Origin of the sequence: Paenarthrobacter sp. FR1, assembly GCF_051106045.1 — a bacterium.
In the GTDB taxonomy this organism is placed as follows: domain Bacteria; phylum Actinomycetota; class Actinomycetes; order Actinomycetales; family Micrococcaceae; genus Arthrobacter; species Arthrobacter nitroguajacolicus_A.
The window spans coordinates 319,121-345,053 of the sequence record NZ_JBPFSF010000002.1; the positions used below are offsets into that span (position 1 = coordinate 319,121).

The 25,933-nt window shown below is 63.5% G+C and carries 24 protein-coding genes and 1 tRNA gene; 17 read left to right on the forward strand and 8 right to left on the reverse strand.

Annotation, left to right across the window (positions count from 1 at the left end; genetic code table 11):
* The first annotated feature begins 1 nt into the window (after position 1).
* The 15 genes from ACR30Z_RS06175 to ACR30Z_RS06245 all read left to right on the forward strand — a co-directional run bounded on the left by ACR30Z_RS06175 (position 2) and on the right by ACR30Z_RS06245 (position 14,700).
* Positions 2-406 (forward strand): cytidine deaminase, encoded by a 405-nt coding sequence (locus ACR30Z_RS06175; RefSeq protein WP_434371597.1) that lies wholly within the window; start codon positions 2-4, stop codon positions 404-406.
* Positions 403-1,713 (forward strand): thymidine phosphorylase, encoded by a 1,311-nt coding sequence (locus ACR30Z_RS06180; RefSeq protein WP_434371599.1) that lies wholly within the window; start codon positions 403-405, stop codon positions 1,711-1,713. Before ACR30Z_RS06175 ends, ACR30Z_RS06180 begins: the two co-directional genes overlap by 4 nt.
* Positions 1,714-1,801: 88 nt before the next feature.
* Entirely contained in the window at positions 1,802-2,452 is a 651-nt protein-coding gene (locus ACR30Z_RS06185; RefSeq protein ID WP_144647637.1) for a DedA family protein, read from the forward strand.
* 193 nt (positions 2,453-2,645) lie between these two features.
* Positions 2,646-3,332: a DedA family protein gene (locus ACR30Z_RS06190; protein WP_144648067.1), complete on the forward strand. Its 687-nt coding sequence runs from the start codon at positions 2,646-2,648 to the stop codon at positions 3,330-3,332.
* A gap of 28 nt (positions 3,333-3,360) precedes the next feature.
* Complete coding sequence (locus tag ACR30Z_RS06195; protein ID WP_144647635.1) at positions 3,361-4,503, forward strand: adenosine deaminase; 1,143 nt, start codon at positions 3,361-3,363, stop codon at positions 4,501-4,503.
* A complete protein-coding gene (locus ACR30Z_RS06200) occupies positions 4,481-5,179 on the forward strand; it encodes a MazG nucleotide pyrophosphohydrolase domain-containing protein (RefSeq protein ID WP_434371601.1) in 699 nt (232 codons plus the stop codon). The genes ACR30Z_RS06195 and ACR30Z_RS06200 overlap by 23 nt, the downstream gene beginning before the upstream one ends.
* Positions 5,180-5,295: 116 nt before the next feature.
* Positions 5,296-6,576, forward strand: coding sequence for a phosphopyruvate hydratase (gene eno / locus ACR30Z_RS06205; protein WP_144647630.1), 1,281 nt, complete (start codon positions 5,296-5,298; stop codon positions 6,574-6,576).
* Between the two features lie 129 nt (positions 6,577-6,705).
* Positions 6,706-7,431, forward strand: coding sequence for an FtsB family cell division protein (locus ACR30Z_RS06210; RefSeq protein ID WP_434371603.1), 726 nt, complete (start codon positions 6,706-6,708; stop codon positions 7,429-7,431).
* Positions 7,432-7,499: 68 nt separating this feature from the next.
* Positions 7,500-8,183, forward strand: coding sequence for a DUF501 domain-containing protein (locus ACR30Z_RS06215; protein WP_208759897.1), 684 nt, complete (start codon positions 7,500-7,502; stop codon positions 8,181-8,183).
* Entirely contained in the window at positions 8,180-9,136 is a 957-nt protein-coding gene (locus tag ACR30Z_RS06220) for a Ppx/GppA phosphatase family protein (RefSeq protein ID WP_434371605.1), read from the forward strand. Before ACR30Z_RS06215 ends, ACR30Z_RS06220 begins: the two co-directional genes overlap by 4 nt.
* Positions 9,133-10,524, forward strand: a complete 1,392-nt coding sequence (locus ACR30Z_RS06225; RefSeq protein WP_434371607.1) for a S8 family serine peptidase — start codon at positions 9,133-9,135, stop codon at positions 10,522-10,524. The genes ACR30Z_RS06220 and ACR30Z_RS06225 overlap by 4 nt, the downstream gene beginning before the upstream one ends.
* A gap of 38 nt (positions 10,525-10,562) precedes the next feature.
* Positions 10,563-12,017 (forward strand): NAD(P)/FAD-dependent oxidoreductase, encoded by a 1,455-nt coding sequence (locus ACR30Z_RS06230; RefSeq protein WP_144647620.1) that lies wholly within the window; start codon positions 10,563-10,565, stop codon positions 12,015-12,017.
* 88 nt (positions 12,018-12,105) lie between these two features.
* A complete protein-coding gene (locus ACR30Z_RS06235; RefSeq protein ID WP_434371609.1) occupies positions 12,106-13,026 on the forward strand; it encodes an N-acetyltransferase in 921 nt (306 codons plus the stop codon).
* Positions 13,027-13,047: 21 nt separating this feature from the next.
* Positions 13,048-13,121: transfer RNA gene (locus ACR30Z_RS06240), tRNA-Leu, on the forward strand.
* 223 nt (positions 13,122-13,344) lie between these two features.
* Positions 13,345-14,700: an ABC transporter substrate-binding protein gene (locus tag ACR30Z_RS06245; RefSeq protein WP_144647616.1), complete on the forward strand. Its 1,356-nt coding sequence runs from the start codon at positions 13,345-13,347 to the stop codon at positions 14,698-14,700.
* A gap of 89 nt (positions 14,701-14,789) precedes the next feature.
* Here the strand turns inward: ACR30Z_RS06245 and ACR30Z_RS06250 are convergent, their stop codons facing one another.
* The 5 genes from ACR30Z_RS06250 to ACR30Z_RS06270 form a co-directional block, all read right to left on the reverse strand.
* Positions 14,790-15,644 carry an aminoglycoside phosphotransferase family protein gene (locus tag ACR30Z_RS06250; protein ID WP_434371612.1) on the reverse strand — a complete coding sequence of 285 codons (855 nt, stop codon included), beginning with the start codon at positions 15,642-15,644 and terminating at the stop codon, positions 14,790-14,792.
* A 120-nt stretch (positions 15,645-15,764) separates the two neighbouring features.
* A complete protein-coding gene (locus ACR30Z_RS06255; RefSeq protein ID WP_144647612.1) occupies positions 15,765-16,535 on the reverse strand; it encodes an ABC transporter ATP-binding protein in 771 nt (256 codons plus the stop codon).
* A complete protein-coding gene (locus tag ACR30Z_RS06260; protein WP_144647610.1) occupies positions 16,532-17,524 on the reverse strand; it encodes an ABC transporter ATP-binding protein in 993 nt (330 codons plus the stop codon). Before ACR30Z_RS06260 ends, ACR30Z_RS06255 begins: the two co-directional genes overlap by 4 nt.
* Positions 17,521-18,489, reverse strand: coding sequence for a branched-chain amino acid ABC transporter permease (locus tag ACR30Z_RS06265; RefSeq protein ID WP_144647608.1), 969 nt, complete (start codon positions 18,487-18,489; stop codon positions 17,521-17,523). The genes ACR30Z_RS06260 and ACR30Z_RS06265 overlap by 4 nt, the downstream gene beginning before the upstream one ends.
* Before the next feature lie 9 nt (positions 18,490-18,498).
* Positions 18,499-19,896: a branched-chain amino acid ABC transporter permease gene (locus tag ACR30Z_RS06270; protein WP_434371615.1), complete on the reverse strand. Its 1,398-nt coding sequence runs from the start codon at positions 19,894-19,896 to the stop codon at positions 18,499-18,501.
* Positions 19,897-20,250: 354 nt separating this feature from the next.
* Here ACR30Z_RS06270 and ACR30Z_RS06275 point away from each other — a divergent pair, with 354 nt between their 5' ends.
* Positions 20,251-21,162: a Bax inhibitor-1/YccA family protein gene (locus tag ACR30Z_RS06275; protein ID WP_144647604.1), complete on the forward strand. Its 912-nt coding sequence runs from the start codon at positions 20,251-20,253 to the stop codon at positions 21,160-21,162.
* A gap of 75 nt (positions 21,163-21,237) precedes the next feature.
* On the opposite strand, the gene ACR30Z_RS06280 is transcribed toward ACR30Z_RS06275, so the two are convergent.
* From ACR30Z_RS06280 to galT, 3 genes are read right to left on the reverse strand one after another with little or no spacing between them, the layout of a single operon-like run.
* A complete protein-coding gene (locus ACR30Z_RS06280; RefSeq protein ID WP_434371617.1) occupies positions 21,238-22,476 on the reverse strand; it encodes an acetyl-CoA C-acetyltransferase in 1,239 nt (412 codons plus the stop codon).
* 55 nt (positions 22,477-22,531) lie between these two features.
* Complete coding sequence (gene galK / locus ACR30Z_RS06285; RefSeq protein WP_434371619.1) at positions 22,532-23,692, reverse strand: galactokinase; 1,161 nt, start codon at positions 23,690-23,692, stop codon at positions 22,532-22,534.
* Complete coding sequence (gene galT, locus ACR30Z_RS06290; protein WP_434371621.1) at positions 23,689-24,840, reverse strand: galactose-1-phosphate uridylyltransferase; 1,152 nt, start codon at positions 24,838-24,840, stop codon at positions 23,689-23,691. The genes galK and galT overlap by 4 nt, the downstream gene beginning before the upstream one ends.
* A gap of 79 nt (positions 24,841-24,919) precedes the next feature.
* On the opposite strand from galT, the gene ACR30Z_RS06295 reads away from it, so the two are divergent.
* Complete coding sequence (locus tag ACR30Z_RS06295; protein WP_144647596.1) at positions 24,920-25,882, forward strand: aldose 1-epimerase family protein; 963 nt, start codon at positions 24,920-24,922, stop codon at positions 25,880-25,882.
* The last annotated feature ends 51 nt before the right edge of the window (positions 25,883-25,933 follow it).

Consider the following 25,933-nt stretch of genomic DNA (forward strand, 5'->3'; position numbering starts at 1 on the left):
GATGCCTGCGAATGACATCGATTGGCAGACACTGGAAGAGGCAGCCAAGCAGGCCATGCGCCATGCCTATGCGCCGTATTCCAAGTTCCCCGTGGGGGCTGCGGCCCTCACCGAGGATGGGCGCATCGTCAGCGGCTGCAACGTGGAGAACGCCAGCTATGGGCTGACGCTCTGCGCGGAATGTGCCCTGGTGGGGCAGCTCCACATGACCGGCGGTGGCCGGATCGCCGCGTTCTATTGCGTGGACGGCCAAGGCAACATCCTCATGCCGTGCGGGCGCTGCCGCCAGCTCTTGTACGAGTTCAGGGCACCCGGGATGCAGCTGATGACAACGCAGGGAATCAAGTCCATGGACCAGGTACTGCCCGATGCCTTCGGTCCCGAAAACCTGGAGGAAACCACGTGACCAGCACTGAAGCATTCGACGCCGTCCAGATCATTTCCATCAAGCGGGACAAGGGCACTCTTTCTCCCGAGCAGATCGACTGGACCATCGATGCCTACACCCGCGGCGTCATCGCCGAGGAGCAGATGGCGGCGTTGAACATGGCCATCCTGCTCAACGGCATGGACAGAGGCGAGATCTCGCGCTGGACGTCGGCGATGATCGCCTCGGGCGAGCGGATGGACTTTTCGTCCCTGACAACGCCCGACGGCGGCCGGAAGGCTACCAGCGACAAGCACTCCACCGGTGGGGTGGGGGATAAGATCACGCTGCCGCTGGCACCTCTCGTGGCGGTCTTTGGCGTCGCCGTTCCGCAGCTCTCTGGCCGCGGCCTGGGCCACACGGGCGGAACTCTGGACAAGCTCGAGGCCATTCCCGGGTGGCGCGCCAACCTGAGCAACGACGAAATCATGGCACAGCTCCAGGATGTGGGGGCAGTTATTTGCGCCGCCGGATCCGGGCTGGCGCCTGCTGACAAGAAGCTGTACGCCTTACGCGACGTCACCGGAACCGTGGAGGCCATCCCACTCATCGCTTCCTCGATCATGAGCAAGAAGATCGCGGAGGGCACCGGGTCGCTGGTGCTGGACGTCAAGGTCGGCTCGGGTGCCTTCATGAAGGACGAAGCGCGGGCGCGGGAGCTTGCCGAGACCATGGTGGCCCTGGGCAAGGACGCCGGCGTGCACACCGTCGCCCTGATCACGGACATGTCCACGCCGCTGGGCTTGACCGCTGGAAATGCGATCGAGGTTGAGGAATCGGTGGAGGTCCTTTCCGGCGGCGGTCCCGAAGACGTGGTCGAGCTGACCGTCCGGCTGGCCGAAGAGATGCTGGCTGGTGCCGGTATCCACGACGCCGATCCCGCAGCGGCGCTCAAGGACGGCCGCGCCATGGATGTGTGGAACCGCATGATCGAAGCCCAGGGTGGAGATCCCCGGGCCGCACTGCCGGTGGCCAAGGAATCCGAGGTTGTCTATGCTCCCGCGGACGGTGTCCTGGTGGAGCTGGATGCGCTGTCCGTTGGCGTTGCCGCCTGGCGCCTGGGCGCTGGGCGGGCGCGCAAGGAGGACCAGGTCCAGGCTGGAGCCGGAGTCCGTCTCCACGCGAAGCCCGGTGCGCTGGTGCGTGCCGGCGAACCGTTGATGACCCTCCTGACGGACACTCCGGAGAAGTTCGCGCGGGCCAAGGAAGCACTCCAGGACGCGGTGGTGATTGCGCCTGAGGGTTCACGCCCGGCGCATCAGCTCATCATCGACCGCATCGCCTAGGCTTAAGTGTTCCGGGTTGTCCGCGCTGGACAATCCGGAACATTAGTCATCCGGCGCCTGTGGGGGAGCCGGCTACCGTAAGGAAACCGTGCAGGGCATCAACGATTTCATCCTCGCCGCAGCGGAGCAGCCGTGGGTGTTGTTCCTGGTGCTCGCTTGCTGCGTGATCGATGGCTTCTTTCCACCCATCCCGAGTGAATCGGTGGTGGTGGGGCTGAGCGCAGTATCCGGAAGCAGCGGTTCGCCCAACGTCTGGCTGCTGGGCCTGATGGCGGCCCTCGGAGCTTTTTCCGGGGACAACATCGCCTACATTATTGGCAACCGGATCGGTATCCAACGGTGGCGTTGGATGCGCACCCAACGGATGCAGGGCGCCTTCCGCTGGGCCGGCAAGGAACTTCGACGTCGCTCGGCTTCGCTCATCATGGTGGCCCGGTTCATCCCCATTGGCAGGGTGGCCGTTAACCTGACAGCGGGTGCCACGCACTTCAATCACCGCAAATTCGTAGCCCTCACGGCGATGTCCGCCATCCTGTGGGCTTCGTACTCAGTGGTGCTCGGATACTTCTTCGGGGTCTGGTTCGAGCACAACCATTTGCTGGGGGCAGTCATAGCCATCGTCGTGGCCGTGATCCTGGGGATCATCATCGACCGCATCATCAGCAAGGTCCGAGGATCGGTGCCGTTGGATGGGAAGAACATTCCCGAACAGGATGCTCCGCCTCCACCCACGGTATGACGAGGACTACCCTCCAAGATCAGCCCGGCGGTTGACGATGAAACCGCCCCTTCACCTATAGCGTTAAACGCGTGATCCCAAGGCTGGGACGTAGCGAACGACGTCCCGGCCATGGGACACTAAGAGCGACTTCCGTCACACTGTCAAGTCATCTTCGTCTAGGAGCTACCGCCGCGTGGAGTTTTTGAACCAAATGCTCGAGCATGCAGCCGGGCAGCCATGGATATATCCGGTACTCCTGGTCTTCTTCTTCATTGACGGATTTGCCACCATTCTTCCCAGCGAAACAGCCATTGTTGGCCTCTCGGCGCTGTCACTTCACAGCGGAGAGCCCAACCTCTGGATCCTGGGCGCAACGGCCTTGGTGGGTGCCATGGCAGGCGACAACATGGCCTACATGCTGGGCCGGAAGATTGGCCTGACGCGCTGGAAGTGGATGCGCCGCCCCAAGGTCCAAAAGATGTTCGCCTGGGCCCAGTATGAGTTGGACAAGCGCGGCGCGGTGCTCATCTTTACCGCCCGCTACATTCCCTGGGGCCGCGTTGCGGTGAATTACGTCGCCGGACAGACCGGTTTCCGTCACCGGACGTTCTTCTGGCTCGACGCCTTCGCCTGCATCACATGGGTGGGCTACTCCATCGGCATCGGCCTCCTCGCTGGCCAATGGGTGCACCACAACCCGCTCCTCGGTGTTGGCATCGCTGTGGCCTTCGCTGTCGTCCTTGGCATCGTGGTGGACCACGCACTGCGTTGGTGGCACAAGTACCTGGAGAAAAAGGACCACGCCAAGGAAGCTGCCGCGGCTGCGGCGACTCCCACGACGATGGACACGGCCGAAAAGGCCGTTGCCGGCGTCGACGGTTCCAAGCCTGCTGGCTAAGCACCTGCCGTCCCCCTAGAGTTGGTACGTGACTGAGCCCATACTTGACGCTGCCCCTGCCCTCGACTTCGATCTGAAGAGCCTTCCCAAGGTTTCCCTCCACGACCATCTGGACGGAGGACTCCGCCCCGCTACCATCATCGAACTGGCTGATGCCGTTGGCCACACGCTCCCGTCCACCGATCCCGTGGCCTTGGGTGAATGGTTCCGCGAGTCCGCCGATTCCGGTTCGCTGGTCCGCTACCTTGAGACCTTTGACCACACCATCGCTGTCATGCAGACCAAGGAAGGCCTGTTCAGGGTCGCCAAGGAGTTCGTGGAAGACCTCGCCGAGGACGGCGTCGTGTACGGCGAAGTCCGCTGGGCACCCGAGCAGCACCTGCAGAAGGGCCTCACCTTGGACGAGGTGGTAGAGGCAGTCCAGACGGGCCTCGAAGCCGGCGTAGACGCTGCCGAAGAGCGCGGCCAGCAGATCCAGGTGGGTCAGCTCATCACCGCCATGCGGCATGCTGACCGCGGCCAGGAGATTGCGGAGCTCGCCGTCCGCCACCGGGCCAATGGTGCCGTTGGTTTCGACATCGCAGGCGCCGAAGATGGATTCCTGCCCTCCCGCTTCAAGGATGCCTTCACGTACCTGGCCGAGAACAACTTCCCGGCCACGGTCCACGCAGGTGAGGCCGCTGGCCTGGACAGCATCCAGTCGGCACTGGTGGATGGCCGCGCCCTGCGCCTTGGCCACGGTGTGCGGATCGCCGAGGACATCACGGTGGAGTTTGAAGACAACTCGGACGACGACGGCGAGGACACCATCGGCATGGTGACCATCGGCAGCGTGGCTGCCTGGGTGCGGGACCGCGGAATCGCCCTGGAGATCTGCCCGTCGTCCAACCTGCAGACCGGTGCCATTTCCGGCTTTGGCGAAGGCATCGAAAGCCACCCGGTGGACATGCTCTTCCAGCTCGGCTTCAACGTGACCATCAACACGGACAACCGCCTCATGAGTGGTGTCACCCTGACGGATGAGTTCGAGCTCCTGGTGGAGACCTTCGATTACGACCTCGATGATCTGCTGGAACTGACGCTCAACGCCGCCGAGGCTGCCTTCCTGCCGCTCGACGAGCGTGAAGCGCTGGTGGAGTACATCAACGATGCCTACGCCAACCTCGGCTGACAATTCCGGACCGCCAGGGCTGGAGCTGCTGGAACTGCTGGGGACGATCGCCACGCTGCGTGAGCACTGCCCCTGGATGGGCGCGCTGACGCATGAGTCTCTGGTGGAGTACTTGATCGAGGAAGCCTACGAAGTGGTGGACTCAATCGAGGCGGGTGCTGTTGACGATGAGCTTCGCGGCGAGCTGGGTGATGTGCTGCTTCAGGTAGTGCTTCACGCCCGGCTCGCCGAGGAGCGCGGCAGTTTTGACTTCGAAGACGTCGCCCGGGAAATCAACGCCAAGATGGTCCGGCGAAACCGGCACATCTTTAAGGCGGACGGGTCCCTGCAAGAGAGTTTCCCGGCGAGTGTCGAGGAGATCATCCTCAAGTGGGACGCCGCCAAACGTGCGGAGAAGCCTGAGCGCAAAGATCCCTTCGAGGGCATCCCGCCGCACCTTCCGGCGTTGGCAGCGGCGCAGAAATCCCTGGACCGGGCAGCCCGCGCGGGTGTGCCGGTTGCCGCCAAAAGCCGCTCGACCGACGTCGTACTTCCTGTCATCCCGGCCTCGGAAGAGGCGCTCGGCGAGTTGCTGCTGGCCGTCGTCGCCGGCGCCCGGGAGCAAGGCCTCGACGCCGAACGGGCCCTCCGTGCCGCCGTTCGATCGTTTCAGAGCGGCACGGCCCAGCCTTCATGACGTGAGTCTTTGGAAGCTGTTCCGTAACCTGAGCCACTCTGGACTACGCTAGTAGCGACGAGGACGTTGAGAATTTCCCTCCTCATTCCTGTAATTTGCCCATAAGGAGCACATCCATGGCGCTTATCGATGCCATCCACGCACGCGAGATCCTTGATTCCCGCGGAAACCCGACCGTAGAAGTTGAGGTTCTGCTCTCCGACGGCCAGATCGGCCGCGCAGCAGTTCCGTCCGGTGCTTCCACCGGCGAGCACGAAGCTGTCGAACTCCGCGACGGTGACAAGGGCCGTTACCTCGGTAAGGGTGTCCAGAAGGCCGTAGACGCCGTCATCGACGAGATCTCCCCGGCCCTCATTGGCTTCGACGCCACTGACCAGCGCAGCATCGACCAGGCCATGATCGACCTCGACGGCACCCCCAACAAGGGCAAGCTTGGCGCCAACGCCATCCTCGGTGTTTCCCTGGCCGTGGCCAACGCCGCAGCAGCTTCGGCCGACCTGCCGCTGTACAAGTACCTCGGCGGCCCGAACGCCCACGTGCTTCCGGTTCCCCTGATGAACATCCTCAACGGTGGCTCGCACGCTGACTCCGATGTGGACATCCAGGAGTTCATGATCGCCCCGATCGGCGCCGAGACTTTCTCCGAAGGCCTGCGCTGGGGTGTTGAGGTTTACCACAACCTCAAGGCTGTCCTGCAGGAAAAGGGCCTCTCCACGGGCCTCGGCGACGAGGGCGGCTTCGCCCCCAACCTGCCGTCCAACCGCGCAGCACTGGATCTCATCCAGGAAGCCATCAAGAACGCCGGCTACACCCCGGGAACGGACATCGCCCTGGCCCTGGACGTCGCATCTTCCGAGTTCTACAAGGACGGTGCCTACCAGTTCGAAGGCAAGGCACTGTCTGCCACCGAGATGAGCGCCTACTACGCTGAGCTCGTTGCCGACTACCCGCTGGTTTCCATCGAGGACCCGCTGGACGAGAATGACTGGGAAGGCTGGAAGACCCTCACCGACACCATCGGTGACAAGGTCCAGCTGGTGGGCGACGACCTCTTCGTCACCAACCCGGTCCGCCTGCAGCAGGGCATCGACTCTGCCACGGCCAACTCGCTGCTGGTCAAGGTCAACCAGATCGGCTCCCTGACCGAAACCCTGGACGCCGTATCCCTGGCCCAGCGCTCCGGCTACACCACCATCACCTCGCACCGCTCCGGCGAAACCGAGGACACCACGATTGCTGACATCGCCGTTGCCACCAACGCCGGCCAGATCAAGACCGGTGCCCCGGCCCGCTCCGAGCGCGTCGCGAAGTACAACCAGCTGCTGCGCATCGAAGAAGAACTCGACGACGCCGCACGCTACGCCGGCCGCAGCGCGTTCCCGCGTTTCAAGGGCTAGCATTCCGCGAAAACAGCTGACCGGTGGCTATGGTGGAAAGACCATAGCCACCGGTTCTGTTTAACGCTGGCAGGTCAGAACAGCAAGCGCAGCAACCGCCAGGCAAGCACCGGGCATTACAGGAGTGTCATGGCCACCCGTCGTCCAAAGGTACCCAGGGCCGATGCCCTTGGCGGCAAGTCCACAGCATCCCGCCCGTCGGGCGCCGGCGCGGGGTCCACCGGCACAGCTTCCGGCAGTGAAGGCGCCGACGTCATCAAGGGCGAGTTTGGCGCCAACCGCACTGCCGCGAAGTCTTCGACGCCGGCAACTGCGGCCCCGGCGCGGGCCGGCAGCAGCAAGACTTCCAGCAGCAAGACTTCCACCAGCAAGACGGTGGGAGCTAAGACCCCGCCGGTGAAGGCGGCGGAGAAGGCTTCGGATAAGCCTGGGTCCGACGCCAAGGACGAACGCGATCTTGATCCCGTACCGGCCAAGGCTTTCTCCGGACGGATGCTGGCTCTGGCCGTCGTGATGATTGCCATCACCATCATGCTGGCTCCCACGGTGAAGATCTTCCTCGAAAAGCGCGCCGAAATCTCCGCGCTGGAAGCCGAAATCGCGGGCAAGAAAGCGGAGCAAACGGAGCTCAACAAACAGCTCTCCCGGTGGCAGGACCCCAACTACGTGAAACAGCAGGCCCGCGACCGCATTAACATGGTTATGCCGGGTGAAACGGGTTACTGGGTGTTTGGGGGAGAAGAAGCCGCCGGCACTCCGGGTGGCCGTACCGGCTCCGGATCGTCGGCCAACCCGGAGAATCTGCCCTGGGTGGATGCTCTCTGGGAGTCAATCAGACGATCGGCAACTGACTAGACGCGGTGCCCACCGCCGTCGTGTCCGCATGGGACACGGCAATAAGGGCAGGAAGGTTGGCAGCGCAAGTGGAAGAGAACACGGCAGCCGTGCCGCAGGAATCCCGCCAGCCATCAGCACATGATCTCGAGGTCCTGAGCCGCCAACTCGGCCGGCCGGTCCGTGATGTGGTGGAGATCCCCGCGCGGTGCATATGCGGTAATCCGCTGGTCGCGGCCACTGCGCCCCGGCTCAGCAACGGAACACCGTTTCCCACAACCTTCTATCTGACTCACCCTGTCATCACCTCCGCTGTCTCGCGGTTGGAAGCCGGCGGGCTCATGAACCGGATGAACGACCACCTGACCGCCGACCCCGAGCTCGCCAGTGCCTACGAAAGTGCCCACGAGGCCTACCTTCAGGCACGCAACCAAATCGCCGAGCGCTCAGGCACCGGCGCCGTTCCCGAAATCGATGGGATCTCCGCGGGCGGCATGCCCACCCGTGTGAAGTGCCTGCATGTCCTGGTGGGGCACTCGTTGGCCGCAGGCCCGGGCGTGAATCCGCTCGGCGACGAGGCACTGGCTGCCATCACCGAGTGGTGGACCAAGGACCGTTGTTACTGCGACGGTGCGTGGGACACTGCCGGGGAGGCCCCTTCCCGTGACCTGAGCCGCCATGGCCCGCAAGGACTCCCGGATATCGTTGGCCGTCCGGCACCGGTGCGGAAATCGAAGACTGAACCCCAAAGCGAACAGGAAGGCACCGCATGAGCCGCGTGGCTGCCATTGACTGCGGAACCAACTCCATTCGCCTCCTCATCGCCGACGCTTCCCCCAACGGAGCATCGGGTCCGTTGACCGACGTGGTGCGTGAAATGCGCGTGGTGCGGCTCGGCCAAGGCGTTGACGCGACCGGTGAGCTTGCTCCTGAGGCCTTGGCGCGCACCTTCGCAGCCACGCGCGACTATGCGGAGCTCATCAAGGAACACGGCGCCGAGCGGGTACGTTTCGCTGCCACCTCCGCCACCCGGGATGCCAGCAACCGCCAGGTCTTCGTGGATGGGATCCGGGACTTGCTGGGGGTGGAGCCCGAGGTCATTTCCGGTGACGAGGAAGCCGCACTTTCCTTTGCCGGCGCCAGCAGCGTCCTGCCCGCCACGGGGGAGGACGCCATCCTGGTGGTGGACCTCGGTGGTGGCAGCACAGAATTCGTCCTGGGCGATTCCAGCGGTGTCATTGCTGCGCGCTCTGTGGACGTTGGCTGCGTCCGGCTCACCGAACGTCACCTTCGCAGCGATCCGCCCACAGCCGCGCAAATCGCCGCTGCAGAGGCCGACGTCGACGCCGCCCTGGATCTCGCGGCGCAGACGGTGCCGCTTGACCGCGCCACAGCCGTTGTTGGCGTGGCTGGTTCGATCACCACCATCACGGCGCACGCCCTGGGCCTGAGCGAATACCAGCCGGAGCGGATCCATGCGGCCTCCCTGGACCTCCAAACCATCAGCGACGCCTGCACCAACTTGTTGGAAATGACACGGGACGAACGCGCTGCGCTTCCTTACATGCACCCGGGCCGGGTGGATGTTATCGGCGCAGGAGCCTTGGTATGGCGCCGGATCCTGGCACGACTGACCGTGGTCAGCGACGGGGCCATCAGCACCGCAGTCTCCAGCGAACACGACATCCTGGACGGCATCGCGCTGAGTATCCGGGGAGCCGAATGACGATGCGACACCGCTGCACCCTCTCCGCCGCGCTGGCCACCACGTTGGCCGGCGGGGCGCTGGCGGGTGCGCTGTTGACGGCTCCTGCCGCCAACGCGGACGCGTGGCGTGACAAAGAGTTCTGGCTGAAGGACTCAGGAGTCACCAACGCCTGGCAGGTTTCCAAGGGCGCTGGAGTCAAGGTCGCCATCATCGACAGCGGCATTGACGGAAACCACCCGGACCTCAAGGGCGTTGTGGTCGGCGGAACCGACGTTTCCGGGGCGGGGGCTCCCAACGGGCAGAAGAGCATCGGCGCCAAGACCGAGCACGGGACCTTGGTGGCCACCATGCTGGCTGGCCGCGGACACACCACACCCACCGCCTCAGCCTCTCCGTCGGCTTCGGCGCCACCGCCCGCGCCGCCAACCACACCTCCCGCCGGGGGACCGGACGGAATCGTTGGTGTTGCGCCCGAAGCGGAGATCCTGGCCGTTTCAACCTGGCTGGGGTCCCCGAACCCGGGCGGCAAAACCGATCAGGAACAAATCCCCGATGCCGTGCGCTGGGCAGTGGACAACGGTGCCAAGGTCATCAATATCTCGCTGGGCAGTACGTCGCCGGACTGGCCACAGAGTTGGGACGCGGCGTTCCTGTATGCCGAGCAAAAGGACGTGGTGATTGTTGCCGCCGCGGGCAACCGTGTGGGCGGCAACATCCAGGTGGGCGCCCCGGCCACCATTCCCGGTGTCCTCACGGTAGCCGGCCTTGACGGCGAAGGGCGTGCCAGCGTTGACTCCTCGTCCCAGGGCATCAGCATTGGGGTGGCGGCACCGGCAGAGAAGCTGGTGGGCGGCATTCCCGGCGGAAGCTATGCCGAGTGGGCAGGAACATCTGGAGCTGCGCCCATCGTTTCAGGTGTGGCAGCCCTCATTCGATCCAAATGGCCGGAGATGAGCGCCAACCAGGTCATCAACCGAATCGTCAGCACTGCCAAGGACGCTGGCGCTCCGGGCAAGGACCCGCTGTACGGCTACGGCATCCTTAACGCCGAGGCTGCGCTCAAAGACGACGTGCCCGCTGCCAGCAGCAATCCCTTGGGTTCCATCGCCGACTGGATCCGGGTTCATCGCCGGGGAGACTTCAGCGAGCCTTCGCAGGCACCGGTCGCAAGTCCCACCAGCGCCGCGCCCACCCTGGCGGACCCGACCGTTCCTGCAGCAAAGACGCCCGCCACCATGGACGATGCCCTGCCTGCCGCCGTCGTTCTTGGTTTTGGAGGCCTGTTTCTTGCGCTGGTGACCGGCGCGGCGATCCAGTTGCGGAGGGTCTCCAAGACCCCGGGGCCGGTAGTGGATGAGGCGGAGACCGGGGTGCTGGAGACGGTTGATCCGCCCGCCAAGACGTAGTTAGTGAAGATTTTCACAAAGTACTGTAGTCTGGTCTCATGGCAACCACCCCAGAGCTCATTGACCGTCCCCGGGTTCTCGTCGTCGGCGGCGGCTACGTCGGCCTGTACGTAGCACTCAAACTGCAGAAGAAGATCGCGAACGCAGGCGGCATCGTCACCGTCGTTGATCCACTGCCGTACATGACTTACCAGCCCTTCCTGCCGGAAGTAGCTGGTGGCAACATCGAGGCACGTCACGCCGTCGTCTCCCACCGTCAGCACCTCAAGCAGACTGAGCTCATCCAGGGCCGCGTCACCAGCATCGACCACGCCAACCGGACCGCGGTCATCGCTCCGTCCGATGGCGGCGAAAACTTCGAAATCCCGTACTTCGACGTCGTCATTGCGGCAGGTGCCATCACCCGTACGTTCCCCATCAAGGGCCTCGCGGACAAGGGCATCGGCCTGAAGACCATCGAGGAAGCCGTTGCACTGCGCAACAAGGTGCTGGAGCGCATCGAAGCCGCTTCCACCATGACGGACCCCGCAGAGCGCGCCAAGGCACTGACCTTCGTGGTTGTCGGCGGCGGTTTTGCCGGCATCGAGTGCCTCACCGAAATGGAAGACCTTGCCCGCGCCGCCGTGCGGAACAACCCGCGCATCCGCCAGGAAGAAGTCCGCTTCATCCTGGTCGAAGCCATGGGCCGCATCATGCCCGAGGTCACGGCCTCGCAGGCCGAGTGGGTCGTGGAGCACCTCCGCAGCCGCGGCATTGAAGTTCTCCTCAACACCTCCTTGGACAGCGCCGAGGGCAACCTCAAGCTGATCAACCTCCCGGACAAGACTCCCGCCCAGGAAGTTGAAGCCGACACCCTGGTATGGGCTGCCGGTGTGCAGGCCAACCCGATGATCCGTTCCACCGACTTCCCGTTGGAACCGCGTGGCCGCGTTCGCGTCCTCCCGGACCTGCGTATCGCAGGCGACGAAGGCATCGTGGAGAACGCCTGGGCAGCCGGCGACATCGCCGCTGTTCCGGACCTCACGGGCAAGGGTCTGCCGGACGGTACCTGCGTCCCCAACGCCCAGCACGCACTGCGCCAGGCCAAGAAGCTCGCCAAGAACCTGTGGGCTTCCCGCTGGGACAAGCCGCTGCACGACTACAAGCACAAGAACCTCGGTGCTGTTGCCGGCTTCGGCGAGTGGAAGGGTGTTGCCAACATCAACCTGCTCGGCCGCATCGGCCTCAAGGGCGGCCTCGCCTGGCTGGCACACCGTGGTTACCACGGCATGGCCATGCCCACGGTTGAGCGCAAGTTCCGCGTGATCTTCGGCTGGATCCTGGCCTTCTTCGCTGGCCGCGACACCACGCAGCTGATGGATCTCGACAACCCGCGCGGTGCCTTCGTGGCTGCAGCGACGCCGGCCCCCAAGCCCGCCGCTGCTCCGGCACCGGTGGAAGCCAAGCCTGTAGCGGAAGAAGTCAAGACGCCGGTTACGGCCGACGCCAAGTAGTTTCCGCCCGACGGCGGTCGCTCCCTAGGGGGAGTGGCCGCCGTCGGCGTTTAAGCGGTTGCGCTGCCCACGCCCCTAGACTGTTTCCATGTCCGGCGAAACCGACCTGAAGACCCTCGTGGAATCCCTGCACCCTGTAGTCCGGGAAGGCGCTTACGTCTACGCTCTCTGGCCGCACGGCCGCCCACTGGAGGGCGCAATAGAGGCTGCCGTCCGCGAAGCGGAAGGCCTCACAGTTGTCCTCCACCGGGACGAAGCCGACAGGCTGGGCCTTAACTACGATTTCGTGGCTTCCTGGATTACGCTGCAGGTCCACTCGGCACTGGAAGCCGTGGGACTGACGGCTGCAGTCAGCGCCGCTTTGACGCACGCGGGAATCAGCTGCAACGTCCTGGCAGGTTTCCACCACGACCACCTCCTGGTGCCTTCCGCCGATGCCGATCGGGCCGTGGAGGTGTTGCGGCTCCTCGCGCGCGGTGTGGTCCTGCGTTCGGAGCGACCGGAGGACCGGCCCGAGATCCTGGAATTGACGGCCCGGGCGTTCTCTGTCTCTCCGGTGACGGGGGAGCCGGTTGAGGGCACACCGATTGAGGTGGGCCTGCTGCGGGAGCTCTTTGAGTGCAGCGAGTACATTCCGGACTTCAGCATCGTGGCCGAAATGGGCGGCGAGATTGTGGGTCACGCCATCAGCACCCGGGGCTGGATCGATGACTTGGAGCTTATTGCGCTGGGCCCCATCGGCGTGCTGCCGCCCTTCCAGCGGCGTGGCGTTGGTTCGGCGCTGATGCGTGAGACGGCGGCCCGTGCCACCGCCGCGGGGGAGCCAGGGATCGCGCTCCTCGGCAGCCCGCTCTATTATCCGCGCTTCGGTTATGTGCCGGCCACGACTGTGGGCGTACAACCACCGGAGGAGGTGTGGGGCGATCACTTCCAGCTGCTGACCCTGCCGGAGTGGCCCGACGGCGTCCGCGGCACCTTCCGCTACGCCGAACCCTTCAACCGGCTATAGCTGGGATACCATGGTCCGGGCGCCCCAGTAGCCCAATTGGCAGAGGCATCGGACTTAAAATCCGCGTGTTGTGGGTTCGAGTCCCACCTGGGGCACTGGCGGAAGGTGAGAGCTCTTTCTCCCTTCCGCCGGGCTGTTCTCTCCTTCATTGTCTTTTCCCAGCAACCTCGTAGATTCCCCACAGGCAACGAGTGTTATAGGGATGTGACCTGAATCACTTATGTTCGCCGATCAATTGCATTAGTTTGAGTCTTAATCAGGAACACCTGAGTAATCGCATCAAAGGCAGTTCGCACCTTTCGATCGAGGAGACAACGAATGTTTGATCTTTCCCCAGCGGCGCCCCGAGCCGCCAAGCTAACAGCGCTTGGCATTGGGGTCGCTCTCTTGGCCACAGCTTGTGGTGGGTCTTCGACGCCTACCCAGACTGGGTCTTCATCCGCCGCCGCGGCAGGCATTTCCTGCCCGGCACCGAGCGGCGGGGCGGGGGCCGGCAACAGCCAGGCTGCCACCAACACGGGACCTGTACCTCCCTCGACCACTACCACGGCTACGCCGCTTAAGCTTGGATCGCTCCTGCCGACAACGGGGTCGCTGGCGTTCCTCGGCCCACCTGAAATCGCCGGCGTCAACCTCGGCATCAAGGAAGTCAACGATGCTGGTGGCGTCCTGGGCGCCCCTGTCTCTGTAGTCCACCGCGACTCCGGCGACACCAAGACGGACATCGCCACCCAGTCCACCACGGCACTCCTTGGCCAAGGCGTGAGCGCAGTTATTGGTGCAGCTTCCTCCGGTGTTTCCAAGACGGTCATCAACCAGATCACCGGCGCTGGCGTTATCCACTTCTCGCCCGCAAACACCTCGCCTGACTTCACCACGTGGGACGACAAGGGCCTCTACTGGCGTACTGCGCCGTCCGACGTCCTGCAGGGCAAAGTCCTCGGCAACTACATGGCCACCTGTGGTGCCCAGACCGTCGGCATGATCGTCCTGAACGATGCCTACGGAACCGGCCTCCAGAAGAACGTCAAGGAAGCCTTCGAGGCAGCCGGTGGCAAGGTTGTTGCTGAAGAACTCTTCAATGAGGGCGATTCTCAGTTCAGCAGCCAGGTGGACAAGGTCCTAGCAGCAAAGCCTGACGCCATCGCACTGATCACCTTCGACCAGGCAAAGAGCATCGTGCCACTGATCACCGGCAAGGGCATCAAGCCCACGCAGTTGTTCATGGTTGACGGCAACACCTCGGACTACAGCAAGGACTTCCAGGCAGGCACCATGAAGGGCGCGCAGGGAACCATTCCCGGTACGTTCGCCAAGGACGCCTTCAAGCAGAAGCTCCTCGCCATCGATCCCGCCCTGAAGGATTACAGCTACGCAGGCGAGTCCTACGACGCCGTCAACCTGATCTCGCTGGCCTCTGAGGCCGCCAAGAGCACCAAGGGTACGGACATCGCAGCCAAGCTGAAGGAAGTCTCTGAAGGCGGCGAGAAGTGCACTGACTTCCCGTCCTGTGTCACCCTGCTCCGCGAGGGCAAGGACATTGACTACGACGGCCAGTCCGGTCCGGTAACGTTCTCCGATGCTGGTGACCCCACCGAGGCGTACATCGGTATCTACGAATACCAGGATGACAACACCTACAAGCCGGTCCGCGAAGAGTTCGGCAAGCTCTAAGCCGAACGCCAGCTAGGCCGAAACCACTAAACAGGTCCCCTTCCTCACCAGGAAGGGGACCTGTTCTGCGTTAAGGCCTCGGCCGTTGCTTAACCACAGGGAGGGAAGCCCCGGAGAACCCTTTCCACCATCTCAACGCCCTGCTGTTCAAAAGAGGCGTCTCCCACCTGGTGGGCCCAGACCACTGTGCCCACAGACTGGTTGAGGTTCTCCAAAGTCCAGAGCTGCCGGTCCTGTTCCGTGACGATCATCTTGCCCAATCCCTCTAGGAATGCCGTCCGCAGTGCGGGTTGTGACAGGAACTGCTGATGGCTGAGCCGCACCAGGTCGTGGACCCACGGCCGTACCTCGGCACGGCCGAAGTCAATGACGTTGATGTGGCCGGCGTCCTGCAGCCAATTCCTGGGCTGGTAGTCGCCGTGGGTCGTCACCAGTTCGACGGGGCCAAGGTCAACGGAGGCCAAGGCGTCCCGGAGGCGGCTTTGCGTCTCGCCGGGCAGGAGTCCCTGGGCGGTGTCAATCAGGAAGCCCGTCTTCACCGTCAAAGCACGAACGTATCCCCGTGATGTTCCTGCCGACTGATGCAAAGCGGCCAGGATAGCGCCGGCCTCACGGTAGGTTGCAGGGTCTGTCTCGGCATCCGTTCCGGCAACGAGTTTCCCGGGAAGGTAGGTGGTGACCAGAATCCCTGCCTCTGGCGCGGCGTGCCTGAGCGTGGGGACACGGCCTTCAAGCCCAGACAGGCCTCGTGCATGTGCTGCAATCTCCCGGCGGATGTGGTGGCTGGTGGTGCTGGCTTTGACGATGTAATGGCGACCGTCGTGACCGGCGACCTGCAGGACCGTAGTGTCCTGCAGCGGCCAGGAATGGTCCTGTATCACCGCGTAAATGCCCAACCACGAAGTCAGCAGCTCATGCTGCTGTTCTGTGATGCTTCCAGTCATCAGTCCAGCTTGCCATCGGTGCCCCGTGGCGGCCGCTACAGGGCCCTCTGGCGAGTCTTTAACGAAGGAGGGCTCCGGGAGGTGATCCCGGAGCCCTCCTGCGCAGGTGGGGCTGCGCGCCTAGACCTCGTCGGCCAGCGTACCCAAGTAGAGCTGGATGACCTTGGGGTCCTTCATCAGCTCACGGCCAGTACCCGTGTACGCATCCTTGCCTTGGTCAAGGACATAGCCGCGGTCGCAGATCTGCAGGCAGCGGCGGGCGTTCTGTTCCACCATGATCACGGAGACGCCTGCGCGGTTGATCTCGTGCACGCGGAGGAAGGTCTCGTCCTGTTTGACGGGGGAGAGGCCTGCCGATGGCTCATCGAGCAGCAGTACGGCCGGGTCCATCATGAGGGCCCTGCCCATGGCCACCATCTGACGTTCGCCGCCGGAGAGGGAACCCGCCCGCTGTGCACGCCGCTTGCCCAGTTCCGGAAAGAGGCTGGTCACAAAGTCGAACCGCTCGGAGAAGTCCTTGGGCCGCTGGAACATACCCATTTGGAGGTTCTCTTCGATGGTCAGCGTGGCGAACACGTTGTTGGTCTGCGGGACGAAGCCGACGCCCTGGGTGACCAGCTTGTTGGCCTTCAAACCGGTGAGGTCCTGGCCTCGGACCACTACCGTGCCGGAGTGGACCTTCACGAGGCCGAACATGGCCTTCAGGAGCGTGGATTTTCCGGCGCCGTTGGGGCCGATAATGCCGATCAACTCGCCCTTGCGGGCCTCGATACTACAGCCATTGAGGATGTTGACGCCTGGGATATAGCCAGCCACCAAGTTGGTGACTTTGACGACGGAATCGCCAGCGGGGGCGGCTGCCGAGGCGGGCATTGCGCTGGTGCTGCTCATCGACCGTCCTCCTTCTTGGGTTCTTCGATCTCGGACAGGATGCCTGCGTCTTCGGTTCCGACCACTGACTCCTCGTCGGCTTCAAGTTCTGCTTCGAGTTCCTTGATGCCTTCAGCGTCGCCAAGGTCTACGTCGTGGTGGGCGCCAAGGTAGGCGTCGATGACGGCGGGGTTCTTCATGACTTCACCGGGAGGTCCTTCGGCCACTACCTTGCCCTCTGCCATGACCACCACCCAGTCGGCAATATGGCGCACCATGTTCATGTCGTGCTCCACGAAGAGCACAGTCATGCCCTCAGCCTTGAGGTTCTTGATGTGGTCCAGGAGCGACTGGGTCAGGGCGGGGTTCACGCCGGCCATGGGCTCATCGAGCATCACCAGCTTGGGCCGCACCATCAGGGACCGTGCCATTTCCAGGAGCTTGCGCTGGCCGCCTGAGAGGGACGCGGCGTAGTCGTCCTTCTTGGCGTCAAGCTTGAACTTCTCCAGCAGCACGTTGGCCTGGGCGGTGATCTCCTTTTCGCGGCTTCCCCACATGCCTTTGAACAGGGCCTTGGAGAGCCGTTCCCCGGGCTGGTCAGCCGCGCCGAGCCGCATGTTTTCCATGACCGTCAGCTTGCCCATGACCTTTGTCAGCTGGAAGGTGCGGACCATGCCCATGCGTGCCACTTTGTAGGAGGAAACGCCTGCCAGGCTGTTGCCTTCGAACTGCCACTTGCCCGAGTTGGGGGTGTCGAATCCGGTGAGCAGGTTGAACAAGGTGGTCTTGCCGGCACCGTTGGGACCGATCAACGCGGTGATCTTGTGCCGTGGGATCTCGAGGTACTCGACATCCACGGCGTTGATCCCGCCGAAGGACCGTGTGACGTCCTCCGCCACGACGATCGGATCGCGCTTCTTGCAGCCCGGGGTGTTTTCCCCGACGGCGATGGGCCGCGAATCGGTCATGTAGTCAATATTTTCGGTATTGCGTTCGTTGGTCTCACTCATGCGAAAGCAAGCTCCTTCTTATTGCCGAAGACGCCTTGCGGGCGGAAGATCATCAGGAGCATCAGTGCGACGCCTACCAGGATGTAGCGCAGCTGGCCGGCCTGGACTGTGGTCAGCCAGGTGACAACCCCTGATTCGATGAGGCCGTAGAGCAGGCTCTGTGTCAGGGAGAGAACCACCCAGAAGATCATTGCTCCGATGACGGGCCCCAGGACTGTAGCCATGCCACCCAGCAGGAGGCAGGTCCAGAGGAAGAAGGTCAGTTCAGTGCCGTAGTTGGACGGCTGGACAGCGCCGCGGGGGAGCGTGAAGATCATCCCCGCCAAGGCGCCCAGGACGCCACCGATGATCAGTGCCTGCATCTTGTACGCGTAGACGTTCTTGCCCAAAGAGCGGACTGCGTTCTCGTCTTCGCGGATGCCCTTCAGGACGCGGCCCCAAGGGCTGCGCATCAGCAGCCATACCAGCACGCAGCAGACGATCACCAAGCCCCAACCGACGACCCGGATGAAGAAGTCGCGGTTGTTCATGCCCATGTAGGACCCCTCCGGGAAGGGGTTCATTGAGTAGAAGGTGCCTTCAAATGCTGCAAGTCCATTAGCCGAGCCGGTAACGCTGGTGAGCTGGTTGGTGGTCACCACATAGCGGACAATTTCGGCCGCTGCGATGGTGACGATTGCCAGGTAGTCCGCCCGAAGCCGGAGAGTAGGAATACCGAGGATAAAGGCGAAGATCACCGAACACAGCACGGCGATGAGCAAGGCGAGGAAGAACGGGGCGTCGAAGCTCAACGTGGAGATTGCGAAGCCGTAGGCACCAACTGCCATGAAGCCCGCCTGACCGAAGTTCAGCAGGCCTGAGTAGCCGAAGTGAACCGCAAGGCCCAAGGCGGCAAGCGCGTAGGCCGCCGTCGTTGGACTGAACAATTCGCCAAGGGCGCTGGAAAGAATAAATCCGAAGTCCATGGCCCGCTCCTAACCCACACGCTCACGCCGGCCGAGGATACCCTGCGGTCGGAACAGAAGGACAACAATCATGATGAACAGGGCACCGACATACTTGAGGTCGGCGGGAAGGCCGAACACGGTAGTCAGTTCCACGAAGATGCCGACGACGATCGAACCGATCAGGGCACCGAAGACAGTACCCAGACCGCCGAGGGTGACACCGGCGAAGATGAGAAGCAGGATCTGCGAACCCATGTCGAAGGTAACTCCTGGCCGGTAGTACGCCCACAGGATGCCACCGAGGGAGGCGAGGACGCCGCCCACGATCCAGACAATGCGGATGACGGAATCGACGTCGATGCCGGACGCAGCCGCCAGTGCGGGGTTGTCCGCAACTGCGCGGGTTGCCTTGCCAAGACGGGTCTTCAGCAGGACGATGCCGATCAAGGCAATCACCACCGCGCTGATGATCAGTGACCAAAGGTTGTTCGGCGAGATGGAAACCGGCCCGATCTGGATCTCGGCGCTTTGTGCGCCAGGCAGCTGCTGGGTTGCGCCGCCGAAGAAGAACTGGATGACGTATCGGATGGCCAATGCGAGGCCGATGCTGACGATCATCATCGGGACAAGGCCGGAGCCACGTTTCCTCAAGGGGCGCCATAGTCCTGCGTCCTGGACGTATCCGAAGACACCGCCGCCAACCAGCGCAAGCAGGATGGCCAGCCAGAAAGGCAGGCCGAAACCGTTGAACATGAAGACGAGGACGGCTCCCAGCGTCACCATCTCGCCGTGGGCGAAGTTGGTGAGGCCTGTGGTGCCGAAGATCAGGGAGAGGCCCACTGAGGCGAGGGCGAGCAAGAGGCCGAAGCTCAAGCCTGCTACGAGGCGGTTGAGGAGGTTCTGGCCAAAGTCCTGTTGCTGGACCACGATGCCTTCTCCGAAGGCGAAGATCACCGACAAATTGGACGTCTGGCTGAACGTGACATCGCGGGGATTGTCCTGGCCTTCAGCCAGTGCGATGCCCTCCGGCAAGGTGGAGGTGTCCAGCTCAATGGTGTAGGTGCCCTGGACGGGAACGCCAATAGTCCAGGCGCCGTTGGCTCCGGAGGTGGCTTCACCTTCGAATCCGTTGCCTGAAGCTTTGATCTTGACGCCGGGTATGGGGGCCCGGGCATCATCGCGGAGGAATCCGCTGATGTTGTTCTGGAAAGTAGTTGGTGATGGCGAAGGCGAGGGGGTGGTTGCCTGTGCCGAGGGGGCGGCGATCAACAGAGTGGCGATGAGGGCTGCGAACAGTGCCCCCACAACTCTCTGCAGTCCCTTGGACCGTCTGATGGACGGGTCGCGCAGTGTGCTTCTCAAAATGGAAACCTCCACAGTGGGGGTGGTCCCGGCTGCGCCATTGCAGCCGGTGCGAACGGTCATGGGGCTTGTGAACAGTCCTTGCCTAGCTGCCTCGATTGTGATCTAAGTCACCCATGTGTGGCCTATGTTACCGCTCGGTGGACTGAATGAATGCCCAGTTCGGGGGTGCAAAGATCGCGATCAGGTAACAACTATGAAGCTGCATGCAACCAGTGATGTAGCACCGCTTAAGTAAACCTTTGTTGTTTGAGGGTGTTACTAAACGTTCGGGTGGGTGCCCGGACCGGACAATCTTCCATTTTCTTGTCACGGTTGCGTTTCGTCTGGGTGAACAAGGGAACTTTCCCTGCCGCGGGCGCGTGGTAATTGGTACCGTGAATTATCACTTAGCCCTTTTTCAGGAGGACACCCGCAATGGCACTTGGCGGAAACCCAGTCTTCAACGGAAAGAATTTCCGTGGAGCAAAGCAGGCCCCGCCTGTACCGCAAAATCCGTACGGCCAGCAGTTTAACCAAGCACCCGGCCGGGCACCCGGACAGGTGATGGACGGCCACGCGGCCTGGTCGGCACAGCAGCAGAACATGACCAATGAGCAGCTGCAGCAGATGTACAACCAGCCGGCTGCCGGCCCGGCTGACACCGGACGCATGACGTATGACGACGTGATCATGAAGACCGTCGCCTGCCTCGTGGTGCTGATCATCGGCGCCGGCGTCACGCTGTTCGTGGCCCCCGCGCTCTCCACCATGCTGATGATCGTCGGTGCCTTGGGTGGATTCGTCCTGGCCTTGGTCAACACGTTCAAGAAGCAGCCGTCCCCGGCCCTGATCCTCGCCTACGCTGGCCTCGAAGGCCTGTTCCTTGGTGGCCTTACCCGCATCCTCGACGGAATGTACCCGGGCGTCGGCCTTCAAGCCGTCATCGGCACCTTGGCAGTCTTCGGCGTCACCCTGGTGCTCTTCAAGAGCGGCAAGGTCCGCGCCACTCCCAAGATGGTGCGCTTCTTCATGATCGCAACCATCGGTTACGCGGTCTTCGCGCTGATCAACCTGGTGATGATGTGGACCGGCGCGGTGCAGGAGCCCTTCGGCCTGCGCACGAGCATCACGATTGCAGGCATCCCGCTGGGCGTCTTCATCGGCATCCTGGCCATCGGCTTGGCAGCTTTCTCGCTGATCATGGACTTCACCAGCATCGAAGAAGGCGTTCGCGCCGGTGCCCCGGAGCGTTACTCCTGGGTTGCAGCATTCGGCCTGACGGTCACCCTGGTGTGGCTGTACGTCGAAATCATCCGCCTGCTGGCAATATTGCGAGGCGACGACTAACTCCCTCGGAGTACATCCACGCAAAACTGCCCCCGAAGATACTTCGGGGGCAGTTGTGCGTCCCGAGCCTTTGAACTAGCCCAAGCGCTCAAACACCACGGCCATGCCCTGACCGCCACCAACGCATAGTGTTGCCAGGCCCAGCGTTCCGTCGCGTTCCTTCAAGCCGTTCAGCAATGTGCTGGTCATGCGTGCGCCCGTCATGCCGAACGGGTGCCCCAACGCAATCGCACCGCCGTGGACATTGAGTTTGGCGGGGTCGATGCCCAGTTCCCGTGCACTCGCCACAACCTGGACAGCAAACGCTTCGTTGAGCTCCACCAGATCGATGTCGGACATGGTGAGCCCGGCCAAAGCCAAAGCCCGACGAGAGGACTCCACCGGCCCCATTCCCATGAGCTCCGGGGAGAGAGCGCTGACACCGGTAGACACCACGCGAGCCAGAGGTTCCAGTCCAAGTTCTTGTGCTCGAGTGTCGCTCATGACTACTACGGCGGCGGCGCCATCGTTGAGTGGGCAGGCATTGCCGGCGGTGACCGTGCCATCGGGACGGAAAACCGGCTGCAGCGCCGACACTGCCTCCAAGGTCACCCCAGGCCGGGGAGAGTCGTCCCGGTCCACGACGCTGCCGTCCCTGCGGGTGTACGGTGTGATGTCGCGGGAGTAAAACCCGGCGGCTATTGCGGCCTCGGCGCGGTTCTGGCTCAGTACGCCCCACTCGTCCTGCTCGGCCTTGCCGATGCCGTAACTGGTGGCAACGTTCTCCGCAGTTTGGCCCATGGAGATGTAGATGTCGGGCAGCCGGCCGCCCAGGCGAGGATCGGTCCACGGAATATTGGACGCCGCGCGGGCTGCCGTGCGTTGCGCTGCTGCCTCGAAGAGCGGGTTGTGGTTTGCGGTATCGGTTTCGCCTGCCCCGGCCCAATTCTGGTACCGGGACACACTTTCCACCCCAGCGGCGACAATCGCGTGAGCTTCGCCGGCTTTGATGGCGTGGAAGGCCATCCGCAGGGTTTGCAGGCTCGAGGCGCAGAAACGGTTGATGGTCGCTGCGGGCACCCGATCCAGCCCAGCGAGGACAGCCACCACGCGGGCCATGTTGGATCCGGCTTCGCCGCTGGGTTCCGCGCAGCCCAGGAGGATGTCGTCCAGACCTCGACCATCGTCGGCGCCGGGATCGAAGCCGGGGATCTTGGTGAGGGCAGCCTGCACCATGGCCGTGGCGAGGTCGTCCGGGCGTTCGTCCTTCAGGGAACCCTTGAAGGCTCGCCCAATGGGGCTTCTGGCAGTGGAAACAATGACAGCCTCAGTCATGGCCCCAGCTTACGCCCGGCATCAGGACGGACGCCGGACGCAAGCGGTGAGGAGGTCAGGCCAGGCGCAGGGCGCCGGCCGCCGGGGTCACGGTGAAGATGTCCGGTGTAGTGAAGCCCGCCTCCGCGAAGGAACGCACGACGGCGTCACGCACCTGCTGCTCCTGGCCCACCGGCGTCAGGGCGATGGCTGAGCCGCCAAAGCCGCCACCGGTCATGCGGGCGCCGATGGCACCGTTCGCCCGGGAAGTATCCACGGCCAGATCCAGCTCGGCGCAGGAGATCTCAAAGTCGTCGCGCATGGAGACATGGCTGGCATCCAGCAAAGCACCGATGCTGGCGGGACCATTGCTGCTCAACAGTTCCACCGTCTGAAGCACGCGGTCGTTTTCAGTGACCACGTGGCGGACCCGCCGAAGCGTGGTCTCGTCCAACAGGCCGGAAGCCTCCTCCAAAACCTCGATGCCGACGTCGCGCAGCGCTTTGACGCCGAGGATCTCGGCACCCAACTCGCAGGACGCGCGGCGGGAGGCGTATCCTCCGTCAGCGTGAGAATGCGACACCTTGGTATCGATGACCAGCAGCACCAAGCCCGAGGCTTCGGCGTCGAAGGGGACAAGCTCCACATGCTGGTCACGGCAGTCCAGGAAAACTGCATGGCCCTTGGCGCCGCGCAAGGACGCCGACTGATCCATGATTCCGGTGGGCGCACCAACGAAGACGTTCTCCGCACGCTGAGTTGCCAGCACCAGGTCTTCGGCCGCGAAACCGGCGCCGGTCAAGTCGTTGAGGGCCGAGATGACGGCGCACTCGATCGCGTGGGAGGAAGAGAGGCCTGCACCCGAAGGAACATCGGAATCGAGCAGGAGGTCAAAGCCGGGAACGTCTATGCCGCGTTCCTTCAACGCCCAGGCAACCCCGAGCGGGTAGCGGGACCAACCTTCCCCGGAGCCGGGTTCCAGGCCTTCGAGGTCGGTTTCCACCAGACCGTGCCCGCCGAAGGTGGACAGCATGCGCACGGCGTAGTCGTCGCGGACCCGCAAAGCTACCTTCGCCGTCTTGTCGATGGCGAAAGGCAGCACAAAGCCTTCGTTGTAATCCGTGTGCTCGCCGATCAGGTTGACGCGTCCCGGCGCCTGCCAGACGCCGTCGGGAGCTGCGTCGAACGTTTCCTGGAAGCGGGCGGCCAGGACGCTGGTGTCAGTGGTGGTGGTCATGCTCGGGTGCCTTCCAGGGTCTTGTTGGCCGCCGGTACTGCGGCGACGCTGCGCAGACGCTCAGCCACGGCTTCCGGTGTGGTGTCGTTGATGAACGCTCCCATGGCGGCCTCTGAGCCGGCCAAGTACTTGAGCTTATCCGCCGCCCGGCGAGGCGAGGTGAGCTGCAGGTGCAGTTGGCCCGCAGGACGAAGGGAAGGGTCCAGTGGTGCCTGGTGCCATGCCGAGATGTACGGCATGGGGGTTGGGTACAAAGAGTCCAGGCGCTTCAGGAGGTCCAGGTAGACAGAGGAGAGCTCGTCGCGCTCCTCACCCGTGAGCGCAGCGAGGTCAGGCACGCTGCGATGCGGTACCAGGTGGATTTCCAAGGGCCAGCGCGCTGCGAAGGGAACATAGGCGCTGAAGTGCTTGGCCTCCAGGACCATGCGGCTGCCGTCTTCGCGTTCGGCGTTGAGGAGTGAAGCCGCGAGCGTTTCCTTCGCGTCGACGTCGTCGTAGTACTTGCGGGCCACGGCGCCGAGCTGTGCGGCGCGGGGCGTTACATAGGGGTAGGCATAAATCTGGCCGTGCGGGTGGTGCAACGTAACACCAATGTCCGCGCCGCGGTTTTCGAAGGGGAAAACCTGCTTGATGCCGGGCAGGGCGCTGAGCGCCTCGGTCCGCTGGGCCCAGGCTTCAATGACGGTACGGGCCCGCGTTTCGCCCAGTTCGGCGAAGGAGCCCGTGTGCTGCGGAGTGAAGGCTACGACCTCGCAGCGGCCGAATGCGGGACCGATGGTGCCGTGGCCGCTATGCCCTGGCGCGGGGAGCGGAGGAATGTCGCCCATGGCCGGTCCCAATGACGGGAAGCGGTTCTCGAAGACCACCACGTCGTAATCCGAAGCCGGGATTTCGGAGGGGTTGGCAGGTGTCGTGGGGCAAATGGGGCATTGGTCCGCCGGGGGGAGGTGCGTCCGGGACTGGCGGTGGGCGGCAACGGCAACCCAATCACCGGAAAGGGCGTCGTACCGGACCTCCCCTGGCTCTCCGCGGGCTGGGAGCTCACGGTGGTCCACCAGTGATTCCGGTGTGCGCGCCGGAGTTCCGGGGTCGTCGAAGTAGATCAGCTCTCGGCTGTCCGCAAGGCGGGTGCTGGTGATACGACTCATAAAGCCATCATCCCACAAGTGACCAAAAGCGCATAGTTTCTAACAAAAACAAACATTGTTTTCCGGTATGTGGGTGCTCATGAAGTACGGTAATGCCATGCCTGCCTCCCCATCATTCGCTGCTGATCAATCCGAGACCCGCCGGTTCGCCACCGGCCGCCAATTTGAGCTTCGCAGGGATGATGCGCTCGCCGTTATCACCGAACTAGCGGCCGGCCTGCGGCTCTACTCGCGTGCTGGTGTCCAGCTGACGGAAAGCTTCGGCGATGACGACATATCGCCCGGCGCCACCGGCATCACCCTGGCGCCGTGGGCCAACAGGGTGGAGGACGGGATCTGGTACCTCGACGGCAAAAAACAGCAGTTGGACATCACCGAGGCCTCGCGCAACAACGCCAGTCATGGACTCCTGCGGAATGCCGGGTACACGCTGGTGGACGAATCCGAGTTCTCCGTGACGCTCGAGGCCACCATCTTCCCCCAACACGGCTACCCGTTCCTGCTGCGTCACCGCGTCAGGTACGAACTGGATCAAGCGCTGGACCTCCGCGTCTCGCAGACACTGGTCAACGACTCCCAGGGCGCCGCACCCTTCGTCTTGGGCGCCCACCCCTACTTGCGCATCGGCGACGTAGCTCCCGAGGACTTGGTCCTGACGGTGCGGGCAAGCACACGTCTGGTGGCCGATGACCGTTTGATTCCACGCAGCACCGCTGCTGTGGCGGGGGACTACGACTTTTCAGCCGGCGCCGCGGTGGGCAGCCTGCTGGTGGATGTCGCCCTGACGGACCTCTCGTTCGACGGCGGTGTGGCCCGCCAGACGCTGACAGCACCCGATGGACGCAGCGTCAGCCTGGTACAGGACGAGAACTGCCAGTATGTCCATGTCTTCGTCACTGACACGTTCCCGGGCCGCTCCAAGGCAGTAGCCATCGAACCGATGACTGGCCCGGCCAACGCATTCAACAGTGGCGATGGCCTCCGCTGGCTGGCACCCGGCGAGGCCTTCACCATGAACTGGGGCATCACCGCATCCCTGTAGCCCCACGCGGCTGAAGTGAGAGCCGGTTTCCCATACGGCGCGGGCTACGGA

Excerpts from the sequence above, each read along its gene's own strand:
- ACR30Z_RS06175 (WP_434371597.1), top strand. The coding sequence starts at position 2 with ATGCCTGCGAATGACATCGATTGGCAGACACTGGAAGAGGCAGCCAAG.
- ACR30Z_RS06190 (WP_144648067.1), top strand. The coding sequence starts at position 2,646 with ATGCTCGAGCATGCAGCCGGGCAGCCATGGATATATCCGGTACTCCTG.
- ACR30Z_RS06200 (WP_434371601.1), top strand. The coding sequence starts at position 4,481 with ATGCCTACGCCAACCTCGGCTGACAATTCCGGACCGCCAGGGCTGGAG.
- eno (WP_144647630.1), top strand. The coding sequence starts at position 5,296 with ATGGCGCTTATCGATGCCATCCACGCACGCGAGATCCTTGATTCCCGC.
- ACR30Z_RS06210 (WP_434371603.1), top strand. The coding sequence starts at position 6,706 with ATGGCCACCCGTCGTCCAAAGGTACCCAGGGCCGATGCCCTTGGCGGC.
- ACR30Z_RS06220 (WP_434371605.1), top strand. The coding sequence starts at position 8,180 with ATGAGCCGCGTGGCTGCCATTGACTGCGGAACCAACTCCATTCGCCTC.
- ACR30Z_RS06225 (WP_434371607.1), top strand. The coding sequence starts at position 9,133 with ATGACGATGCGACACCGCTGCACCCTCTCCGCCGCGCTGGCCACCACG.
- ACR30Z_RS06230 (WP_144647620.1), top strand. The coding sequence starts at position 10,563 with ATGGCAACCACCCCAGAGCTCATTGACCGTCCCCGGGTTCTCGTCGTC.
- ACR30Z_RS06235 (WP_434371609.1), top strand. The coding sequence starts at position 12,106 with ATGTCCGGCGAAACCGACCTGAAGACCCTCGTGGAATCCCTGCACCCT.
- ACR30Z_RS06245 (WP_144647616.1), top strand. The coding sequence starts at position 13,345 with ATGTTTGATCTTTCCCCAGCGGCGCCCCGAGCCGCCAAGCTAACAGCG.
- ACR30Z_RS06250 (WP_434371612.1), bottom strand. The coding sequence starts at position 15,644 with ATGACTGGAAGCATCACAGAACAGCAGCATGAGCTGCTGACTTCGTGG.
- ACR30Z_RS06255 (WP_144647612.1), bottom strand. The coding sequence starts at position 16,535 with ATGAGCAGCACCAGCGCAATGCCCGCCTCGGCAGCCGCCCCCGCTGGC.
- ACR30Z_RS06260 (WP_144647610.1), bottom strand. The coding sequence starts at position 17,524 with ATGAGTGAGACCAACGAACGCAATACCGAAAATATTGACTACATGACC.
- ACR30Z_RS06265 (WP_144647608.1), bottom strand. The coding sequence starts at position 18,489 with ATGGACTTCGGATTTATTCTTTCCAGCGCCCTTGGCGAATTGTTCAGT.
- ACR30Z_RS06270 (WP_434371615.1), bottom strand. The coding sequence starts at position 19,896 with ATGACCGTTCGCACCGGCTGCAATGGCGCAGCCGGGACCACCCCCACT.
- ACR30Z_RS06275 (WP_144647604.1), top strand. The coding sequence starts at position 20,251 with ATGGCACTTGGCGGAAACCCAGTCTTCAACGGAAAGAATTTCCGTGGA.
- ACR30Z_RS06280 (WP_434371617.1), bottom strand. The coding sequence starts at position 22,476 with ATGACTGAGGCTGTCATTGTTTCCACTGCCAGAAGCCCCATTGGGCGA.
- galK (WP_434371619.1), bottom strand. The coding sequence starts at position 23,692 with ATGACCACCACCACTGACACCAGCGTCCTGGCCGCCCGCTTCCAGGAA.
- galT (WP_434371621.1), bottom strand. The coding sequence starts at position 24,840 with ATGAGTCGTATCACCAGCACCCGCCTTGCGGACAGCCGAGAGCTGATC.
- ACR30Z_RS06295 (WP_144647596.1), top strand. The coding sequence starts at position 24,920 with ATGAAGTACGGTAATGCCATGCCTGCCTCCCCATCATTCGCTGCTGAT.